Raw genomic sequence first — 18,435 nt, 5'->3', positions numbered from 1 at the left:
GAATGAAATCATAAGCAAATCATTCATTTTGAATTTTTACTGTTTCATTAATAATCTTTTGCGCATCTTCATAAGATTTTGCTGAAAATACTTTGCGTGATACTTCATCTAACAATTCTACATCTTCAATCGAACGCACCTGTTCTTGTACTGAATCCGTCGTCGGGCCAAACCTTACGTCCAAAAAAGCTAAAATAGAATCTTGTTTCCCTTTTTCCATCCCTCTTCGTTCATAAGAAGTCATTAATTCCATAACTCTCGCCTCCTCATTGGGATCAAGTTGATTGACTTCGTCTGCCAGTATATGCTCTTCACGCTCTGAAAGCTCCAAATACGTTTCAAAAAATGTGGTTAGCAGATGATTCCTTGCTGGGTCAAGTTCGAGCCGAACAAGCATCCGTAAAAATTCTTTTTTAACCTCGATCTTTTCATCCTTAGTGTACCCCATTTTACTCATTAATGCACCTGCCACAGGGTTATCTTTCCGAATGTATTCCCGCCAGTCCAATTTACTTAACTCAACCGTCAAATAGTTAAATTGCAATACATCCAAAAAGGGAAAACTCATTTTAAATGAATTGGGTTCTTCTTTATTTTTTTCATCATAACTCAACTTTCGGACATGACTAACACTCGTAAACCACTGATATAAAGGGATTTAAGACTAATTCACCCTCGAGAAAGTAACGGTTTTCGCAAAAATTCCGGCAAGTTATCAAGCAAGCGATCCAAAAACGGCTGAATTTGCTCGTCCGTGAGCAAGTGTTCTTCCGCGAGCATCGACCCTAACACGTCAAGGATCATCAAGAGTGCTTCAGAAAATCGAAGATCCTCTATCTCATCACAACACATGAAAAACAGCTGACCAATCGTGCGAGGATCTTCTTCCTCCCGCGAGCTCACAGCGAGCATCATGTAGCGGAGGAAAACGATTGATGTGTGCGCAGTTAGCGCATCATAACTGCGGCATTGGAATTCCTTAGCCAATCGCAAATGAGACTTGGTCACTTTGAAAAAACATTCAATGGCCCAACGCTTGCCATAAATGCGGACAGCATCTTCTTCGGTATGATCCAGGTTCGTCGTGAGAATGGCTAACCACTGTTTCGAACGGTTACGATCACGAACAAAAATGATGCGAGCTTGAATCTCTTGCCCATTTTCATCCGAACCTAGACCAACAAGAATGGAAGCAAGGATTTTTGCCCGGCCTCGTTTCTTGCGCACGTTTTGGTAAAGCTGGTTCAACGTATAGGATTCCCCTTCGTAGGTATAGTGAATCTTGGGGATCGCTTGATCATACACACAACATCCAGGGGATACTCGGTGACCACTCGTTTGATGATTGAAGGGTATGCAAACCAACTATCGAAAAGGAGTGTTTTAGCGCCAAGCTTCACAGGGTTGATGTCATCCAGCAAAGTGAACAACGTTTCCGTTCCTTTTTGTAGCGCTTCTTGTCGGCGGCGATAACCCACCGTTCGTTTGTCGATGTTCGGATTTACCTCCTGGAAACGGTTTTTTACATTTCTCGAACTGAGTAGTGAAAAGGCCAGAGGCAGAAATGTTGTGCCATCTGACCAGCCGAGCGTGAGCATCCGAAAGCCTTTAAAGTAGGCGCCTGTGGTATGATCTTTAACACGCGCGAGAAGTTCGACGGCTTTACTTCGATTACGGTCATAGCTCGAGTCATCGACGATTAACACACCATCGCGATTGGTTAACGGTCGGAGGTAGGTCTCAATGAGATGAGCGCTAACCAAGACGAGAAATTTCCGCCAGTTGTACGTTGAGCGTTTCATCAAATCGTACACCGCATCCTTTTCCGGTGCATCAGGGAGACGGTCAGATTCAAGCGTCCGGTAAAGATTTTTCCCTTGAAGAACGAGAGAAAAGATAAATTGCACAAGCACGAGCGCAGTTAACCCTTTTTCTTTATGAATATTGGATTGATGCAAAAACGTACCAACTTTGGCCTGTTTGAAAAAGCGCATCACCCGAGATTGTTGTTGGTCATTTTGATAGGAATCTGGTACCATGGAAGCCACAGAAAACATCCTTTCTTTGGTTTTGGTGGTTGTACCTTTATTTTACCAAAGAACAGGGTGTTTTTTGCTTTTTTCGGATAAAAAATCTGCTGAAAATCCTGATTTCACAAGGGTTTACCTGTGATTTTTAGCTCCGAAAGTTGAGTTCGTAATCTTATGCGACAATGTTTTGGCTATCTTCATCATCAAACCCTCCTTCCAAGGTTATCTATTTATAACAGAAACATTTGTTTGATTTTATTATACCTTACCTTTACACGAAGTCTAATTCTATACTTACCCAAAATATTTTTAAAAATAAAAAGACCAAGACCTTAGCGCCTAACCCCCACTAAATCGAAAATTTTAAAGGGGAATGCTGCGCTAACTTTTTTGTTCAAAAGAGGATTTATAATCCAATATTCCTTCACGCCATACTGCATGTAAATGCATATCCAATATTTTCTTCGACCATGAGTGCAGCATTGTAAAGTAAGTTGTATGTTCCGGTAATCGTTAAATCCTCAACATTCTGTCCAAACCATCCTGTCAATTCATTACTAACAGCCGTTTGACGTGACGTTATCAGCGGTTTATCTATTAGATCCATTGGCTGAACAAATGGCTTCCCAGCCAAAGGACTATCCTTGCGCATTAAAACACCCCAAACATCTGTACACGGCAATTGCATATAATCATATTTTTGTTTATCTGCCGGTTCTATAACAATGCCAAAATCTAATAGCCCACTGTCTAACTTATCCATAACATCATCCGCATTGCCACTATATAAATGAAATCGAATGTTTGGATAGTCTTCCGTTAACGCTTTTAACGTTTCAGCAATAAAACGCATCGCCTCGGTTTCACCGCTACCGATGTAGATTTCACTGCTAATTATTTCTGTTGATTGGTTAAAATTAGCTTCCGTTTTATCGACTAACTCAACAATTTCTTTCGCTTTATTTAGCAAGAACATACCTTCATCCGTTAACGTTATTTTTCGATTTCCCCTGATGAATAAAGTGGTACCCAATTCTTTTTCAAATTCACTTAATTGTCTCGATAACGACGGCTGTGATAAATGCAAATATTGTGCTGCAGCCGAAATACTCTGTTGATTCGCTACCGCAATAAAATATCGCAACAATCGGATTTCCATAATGGGGCCTTCCTATAAATCAAAGACATACCAAGGTATTTGATATTTGAAGCATACCATTTTATGATTTTAGTGCAAAGGTAAGAAACACGAGGTAACTGCAAAAGTGGTTTTTTGACCATTATTCTTGACTTAAAGTGGACTCTAAGGATTAATATTAAATTTACTTTCAAAAAGGGAGTGAAAACGATGCAAACCAACTGGACTCAAGAACAAATTGGGGCTTTTGCCAAATCTGACGATTTCTATATATCCCCATTTTATAGCGATGGGAAAACGCCTGGAACACCGACTTGGATTTGGTCAGTCGTTGTAGACAACAACCTATATGTCCGAGCTTATAACGGTCGAAATTCAAGATGGTATCAATCTGCTATTGAACAAAAAGCGGGAAAGATCAAATTAGCCGGTGAAGAATACGATGTTATTTTTCAACCTATAGACAATGATCCTGCATTAACAGAAAAGATAGACGAAGCTTATAAAGAAAAATACAGTAACAGCCGCTACCTCCCACCTATGTTAGAAAAAGGCCCTGTAAGTGCAACCGTGAAAATTTTACCTCGTAATGAATAATAGATTGACACAAAATAGGAGGAATTTTATATGGCAGTTAAAGATAAAGTGATCGTTATTATGGGTGCGTCCAGCGGGATTGGTGAAGCAACGTCTAAGTTTCTTGCTGAAAAAGATGCTAAATTGATTCTTGCTGCACGCCGATTAGATCGGCTCGAAGCAATCAAGGGGGAATACCCGGAAGCAGACATTCATATTCAACCAGCAGACGTAACGAACTATGATGATGTAACCAAGGTCGTGGAGCTTGCGATGGAGACCTATGGCAGAATTGACGTTCTTTATAACAATGCAGGAATTATGCCAACGGCTCCAATTGTGGAAGCCCGTCGTGATGAATGGCAGAATATGCTAGATATCAATGTTATGGGTGTTTTAAACGGTATTGCTGCTGTCGTACCTATCATGGCCGAGCAAAAATCAGGACATATTATCGCGACGGATTCCGTAGCAGGACATGTGGTATACCCTGATTCAGCCGTCTATTGCGGAACGAAGTTTGCGGTACGCGCGATTATGGAAGGTGTAAGACAAGAACAACGGGAAAATAATATTAAATCAACCATTATCTCACCGGGAGCCGTTGCAACCGAACTATATAAAACAATTAGTGACAAAAATGTATCTGAAACCCTTCACGAATCACAAAAAGAATGGGGATTAGTTTCAGAAGATATTGCATCAGCTGTCGTATTCGCGATTGATACACCAGACCGCATGGCAGTAAGTGATATGATTGTCCATCCGACTACACAGCCTGTATAAGTGTGTGGTTCTCTTGGTCTGCTGCTCCTTTTAGGGTGTAACAGATTTGAAGTGCTTAGGGTGAACATTCTTTCACCATGCGTTCAAATGGCTGATAAACTGCTTGTTTTGGCTGATATATTGCAAAATTTGGCTGATATCGAGGCGTTTTTGGCTGATTAATGACAGAACGCGTGTGTTCAGTTGCTCATCTATTTTGATCACTCAGCTCTCCTGTTAAGATTCTTTCCAATGGACTAAATTGTTTGAACGCTGGGAATCTATTTTCTTTACCTAGAGTTAACTCTATGATATAGCATAATCTCCAAGTAAAAAAGGAGGGTTAGATGGACTAAGCAAACCGGGTATAGATCGTATAGACAGTCACAAACTAGCTTTTTAATAAATGAAGGCGGTGAGCAGCGTGGATGTTCTCTATTTTTCAGCCGGAAGCTCTGTTTATGAAATAAAACAGGTGGACAGAAAATGGACGATGAAGAAAAGATCAGCGCCGGATGTATTTTTATGCCTGGCAACAGACCCGACTCGTCCGGGGCGACTGTATGGGGGAACATTTAACGATGGGTTGTGGATCAGTGATGACAGTGGCGAAACGTGGGAGCCTGCCGGGCCGGGCATTTCACATAACCGGGTGATGAGTGTCGCCGTCAGTCCGACGGAAGTCAAACATGGCTATCGTGTTGTATGGGCGGGCACGGAACCCAGCGGTTTATTTCGTTCCGAAGACGGCGGTCAAACGTGGACCGATTGTCCGGCATTGCTGGATTTACCGTCGCGATCTTCCTGGAGTTTCCCGCCCCGCCCCCATACCCACCACGTACGTTGGATTGAACCGGATATGCATGATGAGCATCGCATTTTTATCGGCATTGAACTCGGCGGGGTCATGAAAAGTGAAGATAAAGGAGCGAATTGGGAGGATCGCAAACCAAATTCCCAATATGACTGCCACGCATTAACGACCCACCCGCACGTCCCGGGCCGGGTATATGAAGCCGCGGGTGGTGGCTATGCGGAAAGTTTTGATGCCGGAACCACATGGCAGACGGTTAATAAGGGACTTGATCCCTATAACTATGTAGTCGATATTGCCGTGGATCCTGCAAATGCAGATATGATGGTAGCTTCCGCTGCCAAAAGTCCCTATGAAGCATATGACCCATCGAGGGCAAGCACGATTTTAGTGCGCCTCGAAAAGGCTGGCCCTTGGACGCCTGTCTATGATGGTCTTCCTGACCCAGAGGGTTCCGCAGTCTTTGCGCTCGCCTCCCATCCAGCCGAATCGGGTGTTTTTTACGCTGTCAATAATCTTGGCTTTTATATGTCGCATGATGCCGGGCAAACATGGAATAAAGTTCCGGTGGAATGGCCGAACCATTTGAAAACAAAAAGAACGCACGGGTTTACAATAGCCTCTCGGAATTGAAGTCCACCGTGCTGCCACAAACGAATAGTTTATAAATAGAGCATCAGCCTTGCCTTTGAGTCGACTCAAAGGTGTAGAGTTTACCTATCAATAGATAAAGGAGAAATGCTTTTATGGCAATCGAGGACAAAGTCGTCATTATCACAGGTGCTTCCTCAGGAATTGGCGAGGCTACCGCAAAATTATTAGCATCAAAAGGCGCGAAAGTCGTATTGGGCGCTCGTCGTGAAGAAAATTTAAAAGCTCTGGCCGAGAAAATTAAAAACGAAGGTGGGGAAGCCACCTACAAGGTCATGGATGTTGTGAACCCAGAAGACAATGATGCGCTTGTCAACGCAGCAAAAGATACGTTTGGCAAGGTTGATGTTATTTTCTTAAATGCCGGGCTTATGCCCAACTCACCATTATCAGCATTGAAAACCGATGAGTGGAACAGCATGGTTGATGTTAACATCAAAGGCGTTCTAAACGGAATAGCTGCGATATTGCCAACGTTTATCGAGCAAAAATCCGGACATGTCATTACCACTTCTTCGGTAGCTGGGCTTAAAGCTTATCCTGGTGGCGCTGTTTACGGTGCAACAAAATGGGCCGTGCGCGATTTGATGGAAGTTCTGCGTATGGAGTCTGCTCAAGAAGGAACGAATATTCGCACAGCGACCATTTATCCAGCTGCAATCAAATCGGAATTACTTGAAACAATCTCGGATGAACAAACAGCGAAAGATGCGAATGCTATGTATAATCAATATGAAATTGGACCAGACCGTGTTGCCAATGTTGTCGCACTTGCCATCGATCAGCCGGAAGATACCAATGTTAATGAATTTACGATTGGACCAACGACGCAGCCTTGGTAATAGGGGAGATGACTGATTCAAGAGCCACATTTTCATTCAAAATTACACGAAGCGAGGAGCAAAAATGAACAAACCTTATGTGATTATCCACACACATACGTCCATCGATGGCAATCTGGATATTATGGATTTGCAAGCATTTGAAGAAGCGAGTCGACAATATCAAGAGCTTTCACTGGACCCTGAAAAACAACAATTTGAGATACAAGGCTATCTGAACGGTAAGACGACCACCGAAGACAACATCACCCATTATAAGCGACCGGAGTTAGATGAAAATGCAGCCCCCGTCCCCGAAGGGGATTATGTGGCGGATCCCGATGCTCCGATGTATTATTTAGCCATGGATACACGAGGAGAATTAGCCTTTGAGGAGAATACGTTTGGCTATGGCGGTGTCCCTTCTCACATTGTCGTTGCCTTAACGGAGCGAGTGTCAAACGCCTATAAAGATTTTCTCAGAAAGAAAAAGATATCCTATATCATTGCCGGCAAAGAACAAATTGACTATGACGTCATGCTGGATAAGTTCTATAACCTCTTCCATATCAAGCGAATGATGGTTGGGGGAGGTGGAACCCTTAATTGGTCTATCGTTCAAAACGGACTCGTTGATGAAGTCAGCGTTATCCTAGCTCCTATCGCAAATGCTGATCCTGATGGCCATCGTTTCTTCGTCGCCAAAGACCCGTATTCCAGCATTGAAGAAACATCTTTTCAACTTAAATCTGTTCAAGAATTGGAACACGATACATTATGGATACGCTATTCTGTGAAAAAGAAGTAAAATTGAGTCCCCTCTCCCATTAAAAGGAGAGGGGACAATCTCAAGGCGAAGGGAGGAAAAATAATGAAACCGTCTAAAGATATTGCAATAGAGCCATTGAAATATGATGATGACGGCTCTATCCCTAACCATCCCTCATATCCGTTGCTGTTATATAAAAACGTCATGACTTCCGAGGACGACCCAAAAGATGTTTTTGCACAAAACAACTGGCTTGGTGCTTGGCGTGGCAGTGTTGCGCCTTATCATCACTATCACAGTAACTCACACGAAGTTCTCGTCGTATCCAGCGGATCGGCGCTGCTTCAACTGGGAGGAGAACAAGGGGCCGAAGTAAATATTCAACAAGACGATACAGTCATTCTTCCTGCCGGATTTGGCCACAAGCGCCTTGAAGCCAGTGACGATTTTGAAGTCATTGGCGCGTACCCTAACGGGCAGAGTTATGATTTTTGCTACGGCTATGCAGACGAACGACCTGAAAAACTGGAGAATATCAAAAAAGTACCTTTACCGGACACTGATCCATTGTTTGGAGAAAGCGGTCCGTTGTTTTCGTATTGGTCATAAGAAATGGAGGTTATGAGCATGAACGTACTAATCATAGGAGCGAACGGACGAATAGGCCAACATCTTGTGAGAAAACTACAAGAGTCGGATAAGCATAACCCCATCGTCATGGTTCGTAAGGAAGAGCAACAAGCAAAATTTGCGGAACAAGGCGTTGAAACAGCGCTCGCCGATCTGGAAGGAAGCATTGAGACGATAACCAATGCAGCGAAGGGTGTGGATACAGTCGTATTTACAGCCGGTGCACGCGGCCATGAAGGTGTCGATAAATTCATGCTCATTGATTTGGACGGAGCCGTTAAGTCGATGAAAGCTGCCGAACAAGCCGGAGCAAAACGTTTCGTCAATGTTAGTGGAAATAGTGTTCACAGATGGCATGACAACAATCGCCCTGAATGGATGGGTAGTTATCCGAACCTTAGTGCCGCCAAGTATTACGCAAACGTTTGGTTAGAGAATAGCGGTTTGGATTATACGATCATCCGTCCCGGACACCTGAACGACGAACCTGGGACCGGAAAGATAAAAGTGGCAGCTGCCCTTGAGCATGAGGAAATTCCTCGTGAAGATGTTGCTTCAGCCATCGTTGCTGTACTTGAGCATGACCAAACCATCGGCAAAGCCTTTGATATGAATGGTGGAGAAACACCTATTGTAAAGGTTATAAACTCATTGAACGAGGAGTGAAGCTATTGAAAAAAGTAAAAATAGCCGAGAGAGAAATTTTTCCCATAGGCTTAGGTACTTTGAATATGGGAGACGAAGCAGATAAGTTTGATCAAGAAGTAAAAGCGATAAGAGCAGGTCTTGATCATGGCGTTGAACTCATTGACACAGCGGAAATGTATGGGAGCGGGAATGCTGAAACATTAGTCGGTCATGCCATTGAACCTTATGAACGGGAAAATCTTTACCTTGTGTCAAAAGTTCTTCCTAATAATGCTTCAAAAAACAAATCCCCATCAGTTTAGATAACGCCTTAAAACGGTTGAAAACAGATTATCTAGATCTTTATTTACTTCATTGGAAAAGCGGCATACCAATTGAAGAAACGGTAGAAGCTCTGGAACAAGCGAAAATGCAAGGGAAAATCAAAGCCTGGGGCGTTTCGAATTTTGATGTGAATGATATGACGAACTTATTGAAGCTGCCCAATGGTCATCACTGTGCCACGAATCAAGTCCGCTATAATTTAGGAGATCGTGGCATTGATTACGATTTAGTTCCTCTGATGAAAGAAAATAGCATCCCGATAATGGCCTATGCCCCTGTAGGCAGGAAAGATCGGTTTGATTTTATGAAACAACAAGTGTTACAAGATATTTCGAAAAAGCACAATGCTGATGTTTTTCAAATTTTATTGGCATGGTGTATTCGTAATGGGCAAACGATTGCTATTCCACAGTCCAGTAATACGGAACACGTTATAAATAATGTGAAAGCGGCAGATATTCAGCTTACCGAAGAGGACTTGGCGAAAATAGATTCTGTTTATCCGGAACCAACGGTTAGCGAGCCATTAGCCTTGTGGTGAAGTGAGCCTGTATTGAATAATAAATAATGGAAGGTGTATTCCAGAATGAATATGGACGAATTTATTGATTTTTGTAAAGAAGGAAATCCTATTCCCGGAGAGGATAAGGAACTCCATGGACTACTCACGCAATGTAGCTTCGAAGCCCAGAGAATCACGATGGAATTAAATACTTCCTATCATTCAAAAGAAGAAATCGTAGAGATTTTTAGCGAACTGACCGGTAATGAAGTTGATTCTTCTTTCATGTGTTTCCCACCATTTTATACAGACTTTGGTAAAAATATCACGATGGGAAAAAACGTGTTTTTTAACACAGGGTGTTCATTCCAAGATCGAGGTGGCATTCACATTGGAGACGGTGCCTTAATCGGCATGAATGTCACCATATCCACCCTTACGCATGGATTGCCTCTCGAAACAAGAAATACAACTTACGCCTCTCCGGTCACCATAGGCGACAATGTCTGGATCGGATCAGGCGCATCAATCCTACCCGGTGTGACGATTGGGGACAACGCTGTTGTAGCAGCAGGCGCCGTTGTCACAAAAGATGTCCCGGAAAATGCTGTTGTCGCAGGATTACCGGCAAAAGTTGTGAAGCGAATTGATGATTAGTGAAGGTGGATGTAAGGAGAATCAACCGCTTTGTCAATGTAAGAATATAAAAAGGCGATTTAAATCCTTCGGAAAAAATCGATGAACTTCATACGTTAATTACATTGTAAATAAAAGGTTTGTTTTTTTTCCAACTTCTGTGACAACCGATTAACACTTTTATTTTTATAACATATATATTATAATGACGGATATGAATATAGAAAAATGGAAAACCCATGAATACAAAACCGAAGATGGTGACTGTCCGTTACTTGAATGGCTTCATCAATTACCACCTAAAAAAGCCACAAAAATCTTGGAGGACATTGAACGATTTGAACGGTTTGGCCCTCGCCACAAACCTGGTTTTTCTGAAAAACTTACAGAAACCATTGCTTACATTCGGACAAAGCATGGCAATGATACCTTTCGAATATTTTGGTTCCAATGGTATAACAGAGTCGCTGTATTAACACATGGGTATCAGAAAAAGCAAAACAAAACAGATCGGAGGGAAATACGTAGGGCAGAAAATTATCGAAAAGAATGGCTACAAAGATTTGGAAACTCAAAGGAGGGATCATGAAATTGAGTACAGCTAATCGTTTAGCGGAGCAACTGAAAGAAAAAAATCCAGCTTTTCAAGAGGTTTGGGATGATCCTGAACGGAAAAGGGAATTTGAACTAAGCTGCAAATTAGTGGAATTGCGAAGCCGCCTCCAGATGACCCAACAAGAATTTGCGGATTGTGTAGGGGTCAAGCAATCCTATCTCTCACGACTGGAAAATGGGGAAGTAAACATGACCATCGGAAAATTAGAGAACCTTGTGCAGAAACTCGGAGGTCATGTGACCATTGACATTGATATTGATGAAGATCAATGGATACGGCATCCATAATCCAAATCATACACCGATAGCTCTTGCATTTTTTAAGGTTATCGGATACCTTATCGCTAATCATGAAAAACAGCCAAAAAATCACATTCGCAACGGAATGTGATTTTTTCGTCTCTCCTTAAATTCTTCTTTTTAACGAAACGACCCTTCTATATGTCCCTATCCTCCAAAGCCATTCAAACGGGCCATAATAAAATTTCTTTAACCAAAAATGGCTAAAAATCATTTGTGCCACGAATAAAATGATACCTATACTGAGGGCAAACAAATAAGTTGGTTCTGTCCATATGCCGATTCCCGGAAAAATTGTCCGTCCACTTAAATAAAACACACTCACGAACACAAGGGATTGCAGGAGATAATGAGTGAACGCCATTTTCCCGATAGCGGAAAACGGCAGGAGAGCCTTTGAGATCATCGTTCTGCTTGTCCCCAACAAAATAATGAACAGGATCATGCCAATGGTCAAAACAAAGGGATAAAAAGTGTCCATAGGACTGTAAGAACCGTAATAAAGGCTTGTCTTCCCCGCTAACCCGACGGCAATAAAAACAAAAGTCAGGAACCACATAAACGTTCTTTTCCCCTTTATGAACGAGAGCAGCCCCTTACGATAAGCATACATCCCAAAAAGGAAAAAGCCTAAATGCCGCACCATCGAAGTGAACTCATTAATTAAATACTCTGCTCCTGTTGGAGGTTCCCCCGAACCAAGTAATAGATGTTTCAACCACCCATTAAGGGAAAAATCATAGGGCGAGTAATAATTCATAACATCGATCCCTACCGTATATCCTAACCAAAAAAGCAAGGCGGCTGTAAGTAACCATTTTGCAGACAAATTCATAAATAGCAACAACACAAATCCCGCCATGGCATACATAAGTAGGATGTCGCCTGCCCATATGGCATAGCCGTGAATAGCCCCTGCAAAAGCCAACAATAAAAGTCTTCTCAATAACGTCGGATATGGATTCACGTCTTTATTTTGTAATTTGGTATAAATGAGAAGCAGGCTCATACCGAACATAAACGCAAACAATGGCCTTGCGCTATCGTCCAGCACGATGGATAAAAAATCATATACGGCTTGATTTATGAAGGACTGGCCATCCGTATTTACTTGCGCCAGCCCAGGCACATTGGCCAAAAAAATGGCTAGTAAAGCCAGTCCCCTCATTTGATCTAAAATAGCGATTCTTTGATATTGATCTTTTCCATTTATCGATGCCATAGAACCTTCCTCTTTTTAAAAATGATGACGTTGGAGGAAAGCCCGCGTGAAATACGAGAAGAAAAAGTCGGGATTAAACAACGTCTAAGTTAGGGTTCCCTGAATGCTAAGAGATTAGTGCATATTGATTTAATTTACCGCTCACGCCTCGGTTTTACCACCGATGTCCGACCGACATAAAAAGATCAGCATTGGCGGACACAACCGCTCGGGCGATTCATGTCAGCCATTTCATGATTATTTGGTGTCACAACTAGGCAATCATTTATTTCAACCATACTGCATTAATCTGTTGTTTCCATGCGCCAGTCCCCTTCACGCCGTTGATCAGTTGCCCCTAAAAGCTCATCGGTTTCCCGATCGATAGCCAAAGCCTGAATCGATCCGAAGTAGAGCTGTGTAGGGGGTTCACGAATCTCACTATAACCGATGTCAAGCAATGCATCCCGTTGGTCAGGGTCTGGGGCTTCTTCCATGATGAGCTCATTTTCATCCAAATGAAAACGTTGGGCTTCCACACTTTCATCAAGATCCGTACCTCCGGCCCAATCAGCTACCACTTGCGTAAGCATGATTGGAATTCGCTCACCTCCGGGACTTCCAATGCCCATCACCGGCCCCTCTTCATCAGCGACAATCAACGGAGAAGACCATGTCACGGAACGCCGGCCGGGCTCCGGTTCATTTTCCTCTCCCTCGCCGATGCTGAACCTCGCCATCTGGTTATTAAGGAAAAATCCTTCGGTATATTCTCCGGCTCCCCAGAAATCTGTAAGTGTGTTCGTCATGGAGACAACGGTTCCATCGTCATCAACGACGGTAATATGAGTGGTGTTAGGATCAGCGTCTTCGTAAGACTGCTCAGCATCCATGGGCAGCAGACTGTCGCTGGAGATTTCTTCTGCCCAAACAGCATTGCGTTCAGGGTCGTTTATGTTATCATCCAGATCATCCACAAAATCAGGGTCACCGAAATCTGCTTCGATAAACTGTTGCGCAAGCCTCCAAGACATGGCAATGTCATGAATAAATGCAGTGCTGTTTCGTTCTTCCTCTAAAATGTCTCGTTCTTCACTGATTTGCAGCATCTGAATAACACTGGTTCCGGGAAGTGGCTGAGGAGCACCGATCACTTCATACCCGGCAAATTCTCCGGTAACCGGATCATATTGCCCAACGTTGTAGTCTGACAAAGAATTCATGTTCAGTCCCTCTATTTCGGCGGCCAATGCTTCTCCAATGTCTTCCTCGTAGAAGGCTTCCCCTCCACGATCACGGATCTCCCGCAACGTATCAGCCAATTCCGGCTGTTCCAGATTGGCACCCTCCTCTAATGGCACACCCCCGGGATAGAAATGCTCAAGCTGTTCTGTCGGCAGCCGATCTTGAGCGGATTGAAGCTGTTGGGCGAGGGTTTCTGAAACCTCCGCACTCTCAGCTAAGTCAATAGACGGGTCCATGAGGTCTTGCCAATCAGCCATCCCATGGCCTTTATGTAATTCCATCATTCCGGCCACAAACCCCGGCACACCAATATCAGATGCTGGTATTCCTTCCTCCGGGACAACCTCCCGGTAATCGTAGGCCTGTGGTTCCTGTCCCTGTTCCTGGATCAACCCCACACCTCCGCCGCCGATGCCGGAGGCGAATGGTTCCACAACGGATATCGCATAAGCAGCTGCAATCGCAGCATCTGCTGCATTCCCTCCGTTTTCCAGAACTTCCATGCCGGCGTCGACGGCCTCCGGATGCCCGGCGCTCACTCCATATGCAGCCGGTATGTCAGGCTCATCGTCTTCTGACTCGTTATCGATCTCATCGTCAACGTTTTGATCATCCGGTGGCGTAACATTTTGATCTTGCGTTTCAGAAGGTTCGGTTTCATTGTCCGTCTCTTCCTCCGAGGTACACCCACTAAGTACAAACGATACGGTTGCAATCACGGAAAAAACAAAGCCGGTATGACGATGGAATGTCGAATAAATCATGTTTAATATCACTAACACACCGCCTTTTGCGATGATAAAACAATACTCCCGTAAATCCTCCTGAATGCTTTTATAAGAAGAAAACGGGAATATCGAAATCATTAAAAACTTGATGGTATACGTGCTCTCTTTATTTTTAAAACTACATTATGTAGTTTATTCTACAGGTTGTAGTTTATCAGGTCAAGAGTTGAATCACAAAAAATACAATGATTTTCTGCTTATTCCGTTAAGAACATTTGCGTCCAGTATTCTCCATAACTGCCACCCTCAACATGGCCAATGCCAATGTGTGTAAAGTCGTCGTTAAGGATATTAGCCCGATGCCCTTCAGAGTCCATCCAGGCTTCAACGACTTGTTCCGGGGATGGTTGCCCCGCGGCAATATTTTCACCGGCAACTGTAAAGTCAATCCCGTGATCACTGATCATTTCAAAAGGGGACCCATGCGTTGGGCTTTCATGGGAAAAATAATTGTTATCCCGCATATCTTCAGATTTTACCGCCGCTACCTCAGCGAGTTCTTCGTGGGCTTCTAATGGCTCTAACCCTTGAGCTTCTCTTTCTTCATTCGTCAGGCGCACGACTTCCTGTTCGAACTCGCTGCCTGTTTCGATATCCTGCTCACTCGTTCGATCGCTATCCAATGCTTCATCTTGTTCGGATGGCTCATCATCAGAGGCTTCTTCCTCCGTGTTTTGTTCTCCCGGCGGTTGTATCTCAATGTTATCGAGATCGATGTCAAAGAGGTCTTCAATCATTTGGCTGATATCATTCCAGATGGTTTCAATCGTTTCAAAAAATCCATCCCAGTCGTCTACGTTGCTGCTTTCTTCTTGCGCCACCGTCACGGATGGCATGAGTAGAAATACAAATAATGCCACTAAAGATTTCTTCATTTATAGCATCTCCTACTTTTTAAATCAGCGCTTGTCTTTATTCGGCTAATTTTTCTATTTTCCGCGCTTCATGCAAGAGATAGGAACGAACCTGCCTGGGTAAGAATTGGCGCATTTCCTCTTCCTGATAGCCGACTTGAAGCCGTTTATCATCAAAAATGATCGGTTTTCGCAACAACCCGGGATATTGACTGATCAATTGAAACAAATGCTGCAATGATAACGCATCAAGGTCAACGTTTAATCTCCGAAATGTTTTGGAACGCCTGGATATGACATCATTCACCCCATCCTCGGTCATAAACATAACCGTTTTCACTTCTTCAACGGAAAGGGGCTCCGTAAAAATATTTCGTTCTTTAAAAGGAATATGTTGGGCGGTCAACCATTCTTTTGCTTGCCGACAGGAAGAACAACCCGATGCTGTCAGTAAATGAACCAATAAAAGCCTCTCCTTCTTCGTTCAACTTAAATGCCATTAAACGTTCCAACCATGGGAAGGCTCACCGTAAACACCAATGCGGTGATAATGACACAGTAAAGCATTCCGCCCCATGCGCGTTTGCGAAAAAAATAAACCGCAAAACCTATGAAGATGAACAATATAGTTAGGGCAGCATTCATCCCCTTCACTCTCCTCACTTAACATATACGGCTGATCCGAGTGGCTCTTACATATTTAATAACTATGTAATGTAGTTCATTTAATTCTACAGTCTGTAGTTAAATAAATCAATGCCTGGATCAAAATTTTTCAGACATTGCCTCCGGATACTCGAGGATCATGTCTGAACACCACCCTTATCTGAGTCATACCCTATTACCTTACACATCCTTCTTAGCGAGATGTCTATCATTAATTACAATGAAGGCGGTTTTTCTGGAAGGGTAGCTCCAAGAATTATATATATAATTAAAGCAGCAGGCGTTACCATAAATATTAGCCTTGCCGCAATAGAGGGAATACCAAAATACTCAGCTATCCCTCCACAAACTCCTACTATTGCCTTATCTGTACTTGATTTTTCTAACCTTTTCAATGTGAATCCTCCATATTAAAAATTTCGAACATGAATCTAACTGCTCACCATCTCTGCCGTTTTGACTCTGTTGATATACTTTTAAATCAATTCCCATCCTATTGTGTAGATAAACTACTAGGATATGACACCTCTAAAAGCAATAATATCCTAATTAGAGGTGCCATGATTAAGTCAGATGGACAACTGGAAGGTAAAATCATCAAGTATGAGGAAATTCAGCCATAATTCACTAGTGACCGTCCTCCTTTTTTGATGTTTCCCTTGGGTGTGACAGGATAATTTGACCATCATAACTTCCTACTTTTTTAAACGACCCACCTGCTAAAAGCAGGTGGGTCGTTTAAATGAACCTCTCCACATCCACATGGTTCTCGGATTTTCCAATGCTGAGATAGTGTTACTCCCGCATTTTTTTCATGATGCTTTCGATATCTGCTTTCGTTAAATCACCACTCTCCGTGAGTGTCTGCAGAAATCCGGATAGTGAGCCTTTGTGTACGTCATTGAGAAACTCTTTGGTCTCCTGGGTCCGGTAGTCTTCCTCCGTAATACAAGCTTCATAGTGATTGGCCCGGCCGACTCGAGTGGCTTTTACACATTCCTTTTCAATCAAACGTGCCAAAAATGTAATAACAGTATTTTGCTTCCAAGCTTTCTCATCGGGCAGTTGCTGTAAAATTTCAGCTGTTGTAAGGGCTCGATCATTCTGCCAAATAATCTTCATAATCTGTTTTTCAGAACGAGACATTCTCTGCACCGCGAGTCCCTCCGATCTACTTTTATAATAAAAATACCATTGTCACTTGCTTGCCATCAGTTATGCTTACTGTTCTTTCTTGACCTCAACATCTTTGACGTCCTCTTTTTTCATAAAAAAACCTTTTGTTTTTGTTTTACTATCTTCGCCGTGAATGTCGTGCATCGATTCAGCATCCGAATGGCTTGCTTTCACTTGTGAATCGTCACTTATATGTTGATCAAAAGTCTCAACATGGGCGTTAGCCGTGAAGCCTGCTGTTGTCCCCAACGTAACCATCAATACCGTGATAACTACTCCACATGCCAGAACGGTTCGCTGCCGGCGAGCTCTACTGGCAGAAATGGCCTTCAGCCTTCGTTCCAAATGCTTCCTTCCTTGGCTCATCGCTGCAAAATGACTTTCTTTTTGATTGAGAACATTCCAAAGTACGGCGAGCAAGAGCTCACAGTATCTCGTTTTTTCCTTGGGGTCCATATGCTTGGTAATCCGTTCATCGCAAGCAAATTCGCCAAAACGGTCCATATCTCGCCGGGCCATGTAAACCATCGGATTGAACCAGTGTAGCGCTTGAATGACTGTAGCAAGTGCTTTCGTTACTAAATCGCCACGTTTATAGTGAGTTAATTCATGAAGGAAAATATGCCGCAGTTCTTCCTCGCTGAAATCTAGCTTCGGCAAGACCACTTTCGGTTTTAAAATGCCGTATATAAAGGGCGTGGTCATATACGGCGAAATATAAACAGGGATATTTCGTTTAATGGTCAGTGTTTGCTTAGCCCGTCTGAGCGCCATAAGATGATGATCATCAAAGGATTCTTCACACGCGAATTGTAGCCATCGGTGCATTTTTACATATCGGTACCCATGAAACCCCAAAATAAAAATGGTGCCCACGAGCAACACATAGGGAATCACATCTATTAATGATGTATCTGCCGCGTTATTCACAGGAATAAAGACAGTGACCGCAGATGATAAATCCTTCGGCTGCACCCAAGCGTAAATAGGAACGGCAAACAGGGAAAACAATATTATGGAGGAGTAATAATGCCATGATGCAGGGAGATATTTTTCCGTTGCTTTACTCGTCAACTTCATAAAAAAGAAACCAACACTTGCTACGACCGTCATAATGAAAATATGTATATAAATTTCTGTCACAGAAGGCACCTACTCTCAAAGTTTCTTCCTCGTTCCTTTTTTCATTCGTTTGCGTTTTCGTGTGCCAATGATTTCAACTACTCATTGTAGTTTTTTCAATTCTACAATTTAGAGGTTAATGAAGTCAAGGACTGAACGACTAC

The 18,435-nt window shown here is 42.9% G+C and carries 23 protein-coding genes and 2 pseudogenes; 13 read left to right on the top strand and 12 right to left on the bottom strand.

From position 1 onward, the window contains the following. Positions 1-193 precede the first annotated feature (193 nt). Positions 194-610 (bottom strand): annotated as a pseudogene (locus HUG15_RS01890) (DUF4351 domain-containing protein); the annotation flags it as partial. A gap of 59 nt (positions 611-669) precedes the next feature. Beyond that, a pseudogene (locus HUG15_RS23585) lies at positions 670-2,057 on the bottom strand (IS4 family transposase). Between HUG15_RS23585 and HUG15_RS23290 the strand changes: the two are divergent. Next, positions 2,038-2,172: a hypothetical protein gene (locus tag HUG15_RS23290; protein WP_281393566.1), complete on the top strand. Its 135-nt coding sequence runs from the start codon at positions 2,038-2,040 to the stop codon at positions 2,170-2,172. The pseudogene HUG15_RS23585 and the gene HUG15_RS23290 overlap by 20 nt on opposite strands. A 282-nt stretch (positions 2,173-2,454) precedes the next feature. Here the strand turns inward: HUG15_RS23290 and HUG15_RS01880 are convergent, their stop codons facing one another. Then, positions 2,455-3,189, bottom strand: a complete 735-nt coding sequence (locus tag HUG15_RS01880) for a LysR family transcriptional regulator (protein WP_200126700.1) — start codon at positions 3,187-3,189, stop codon at positions 2,455-2,457. A 189-nt stretch (positions 3,190-3,378) separates the two neighbouring features. Between HUG15_RS01880 and HUG15_RS01875 the strand changes: the two genes are divergently transcribed. Both HUG15_RS01875 and HUG15_RS01870 read left to right on the top strand, forming a co-directional pair. After that, complete coding sequence (locus tag HUG15_RS01875; RefSeq protein ID WP_200126698.1) at positions 3,379-3,765, top strand: DUF2255 family protein; 387 nt, start codon at positions 3,379-3,381, stop codon at positions 3,763-3,765. A gap of 30 nt (positions 3,766-3,795) precedes the next feature. Further along, on the top strand, positions 3,796-4,530 hold the full coding sequence (locus HUG15_RS01870; RefSeq protein WP_200126697.1) for an SDR family oxidoreductase: 735 nt from the start codon (positions 3,796-3,798) through the stop codon (positions 4,528-4,530). A 72-nt stretch (positions 4,531-4,602) separates the two neighbouring features. Here the strand turns inward: HUG15_RS01870 and HUG15_RS23285 are convergent, their stop codons facing one another. Then, on the bottom strand, positions 4,603-4,734 hold the full coding sequence (locus tag HUG15_RS23285; protein WP_281393583.1) for a hypothetical protein: 132 nt from the start codon (positions 4,732-4,734) through the stop codon (positions 4,603-4,605). A 199-nt stretch (positions 4,735-4,933) separates the two neighbouring features. On the opposite strand from HUG15_RS23285, the gene HUG15_RS01865 reads away from it, so the two are divergent. The 10 genes from HUG15_RS01865 to HUG15_RS01825 all read left to right on the top strand — a co-directional run bounded on the left by HUG15_RS01865 (position 4,934) and on the right by HUG15_RS01825 (position 11,207). Further along, positions 4,934-5,956 (top strand): WD40/YVTN/BNR-like repeat-containing protein, encoded by a 1,023-nt coding sequence (locus tag HUG15_RS01865; protein WP_200126696.1) that lies wholly within the window; start codon positions 4,934-4,936, stop codon positions 5,954-5,956. Between the two features lie 113 nt (positions 5,957-6,069). Continuing rightward, the gene (locus tag HUG15_RS01860) at positions 6,070-6,816 is read left to right on the top strand and encodes an SDR family oxidoreductase (RefSeq protein WP_200126695.1); all 747 of its coding nucleotides are present in this window, start codon (positions 6,070-6,072) and stop codon (positions 6,814-6,816) included. Positions 6,817-6,880: 64 nt separating this feature from the next. Continuing rightward, the gene (locus tag HUG15_RS01855) at positions 6,881-7,603 is read left to right on the top strand and encodes a dihydrofolate reductase family protein (protein WP_200126694.1); all 723 of its coding nucleotides are present in this window, start codon (positions 6,881-6,883) and stop codon (positions 7,601-7,603) included. Between the two features lie 63 nt (positions 7,604-7,666). Further along, on the top strand, positions 7,667-8,173 hold the full coding sequence (locus HUG15_RS01850; RefSeq protein ID WP_200126693.1) for a hypothetical protein: 507 nt from the start codon (positions 7,667-7,669) through the stop codon (positions 8,171-8,173). 18 nt (positions 8,174-8,191) lie between these two features. Beyond that, entirely contained in the window at positions 8,192-8,860 is a 669-nt protein-coding gene (locus HUG15_RS01845) for an SDR family oxidoreductase (RefSeq protein WP_200126692.1), read from the top strand. A 5-nt stretch (positions 8,861-8,865) separates the two neighbouring features. Further along, positions 8,866-9,144 carry an aldo/keto reductase gene (locus tag HUG15_RS23280; protein WP_281393582.1) on the top strand — a complete coding sequence of 93 codons (279 nt, stop codon included), beginning with the start codon at positions 8,866-8,868 and terminating at the stop codon, positions 9,142-9,144. 17 nt (positions 9,145-9,161) lie between these two features. Then, on the top strand, positions 9,162-9,707 hold the full coding sequence (locus HUG15_RS01840) for an aldo/keto reductase (RefSeq protein ID WP_281393581.1): 546 nt from the start codon (positions 9,162-9,164) through the stop codon (positions 9,705-9,707). 45 nt (positions 9,708-9,752) lie between these two features. After that, positions 9,753-10,325 carry a DapH/DapD/GlmU-related protein gene (locus HUG15_RS01835; RefSeq protein ID WP_200126690.1) on the top strand — a complete coding sequence of 191 codons (573 nt, stop codon included), beginning with the start codon at positions 9,753-9,755 and terminating at the stop codon, positions 10,323-10,325. A 193-nt stretch (positions 10,326-10,518) separates the two neighbouring features. Next, on the top strand, positions 10,519-10,893 hold the full coding sequence (locus HUG15_RS01830) for a type II toxin-antitoxin system RelE/ParE family toxin (protein ID WP_200126688.1): 375 nt from the start codon (positions 10,519-10,521) through the stop codon (positions 10,891-10,893). A gap of 2 nt (positions 10,894-10,895) precedes the next feature. Continuing rightward, entirely contained in the window at positions 10,896-11,207 is a 312-nt protein-coding gene (locus tag HUG15_RS01825) for a helix-turn-helix domain-containing protein (RefSeq protein WP_200126686.1), read from the top strand. 118 nt (positions 11,208-11,325) lie between these two features. Here the strand turns inward: HUG15_RS01825 and HUG15_RS01820 are convergent, their stop codons facing one another. From HUG15_RS01820 to HUG15_RS01790, 8 genes are all read right to left on the bottom strand, one after another. After that, entirely contained in the window at positions 11,326-12,441 is a 1,116-nt protein-coding gene (locus HUG15_RS01820) for a DUF418 domain-containing protein (RefSeq protein WP_200126684.1), read from the bottom strand. A 284-nt stretch (positions 12,442-12,725) separates the two neighbouring features. After that, entirely contained in the window at positions 12,726-14,441 is a 1,716-nt protein-coding gene (locus tag HUG15_RS01815; protein ID WP_211202322.1) for a gamma-glutamyltransferase, read from the bottom strand. Positions 14,442-14,650: 209 nt separating this feature from the next. After that, entirely contained in the window at positions 14,651-15,328 is a 678-nt protein-coding gene (locus HUG15_RS01810; protein ID WP_200126680.1) for a CAP domain-containing protein, read from the bottom strand. A 37-nt stretch (positions 15,329-15,365) separates the two neighbouring features. Next, complete coding sequence (gene spx, locus HUG15_RS01805; protein ID WP_200126678.1) at positions 15,366-15,770, bottom strand: transcriptional regulator Spx; 405 nt, start codon at positions 15,768-15,770, stop codon at positions 15,366-15,368. Positions 15,771-15,796: 26 nt separating this feature from the next. After that, entirely contained in the window at positions 15,797-15,952 is a 156-nt protein-coding gene (locus HUG15_RS22720; protein WP_211202321.1) for a hypothetical protein, read from the bottom strand. Positions 15,953-16,188: 236 nt separating this feature from the next. Beyond that, the gene (locus HUG15_RS01800) at positions 16,189-16,368 is read right to left on the bottom strand and encodes a PspC domain-containing protein (RefSeq protein ID WP_200126676.1); all 180 of its coding nucleotides are present in this window, start codon (positions 16,366-16,368) and stop codon (positions 16,189-16,191) included. Between the two features lie 400 nt (positions 16,369-16,768). Next, entirely contained in the window at positions 16,769-17,119 is a 351-nt protein-coding gene (locus tag HUG15_RS01795) for a BlaI/MecI/CopY family transcriptional regulator (protein WP_200126674.1), read from the bottom strand. 75 nt (positions 17,120-17,194) lie between these two features. Further along, positions 17,195-18,292: a M56 family metallopeptidase gene (locus tag HUG15_RS01790; RefSeq protein ID WP_200126672.1), complete on the bottom strand. Its 1,098-nt coding sequence runs from the start codon at positions 18,290-18,292 to the stop codon at positions 17,195-17,197. Positions 18,293-18,435: the final 143 nt, after the last annotated feature.

Origin of the sequence: Salicibibacter cibarius (assembly GCF_016495725.1) — a bacterium.
Lineage (GTDB): Bacteria > Bacillota > Bacilli > Bacillales > Marinococcaceae > Salicibibacter > Salicibibacter cibarius.
Note: the sequence above shows the minus strand (reverse complement) of the source record. Positions and strands in the feature narration are given on the sequence as shown.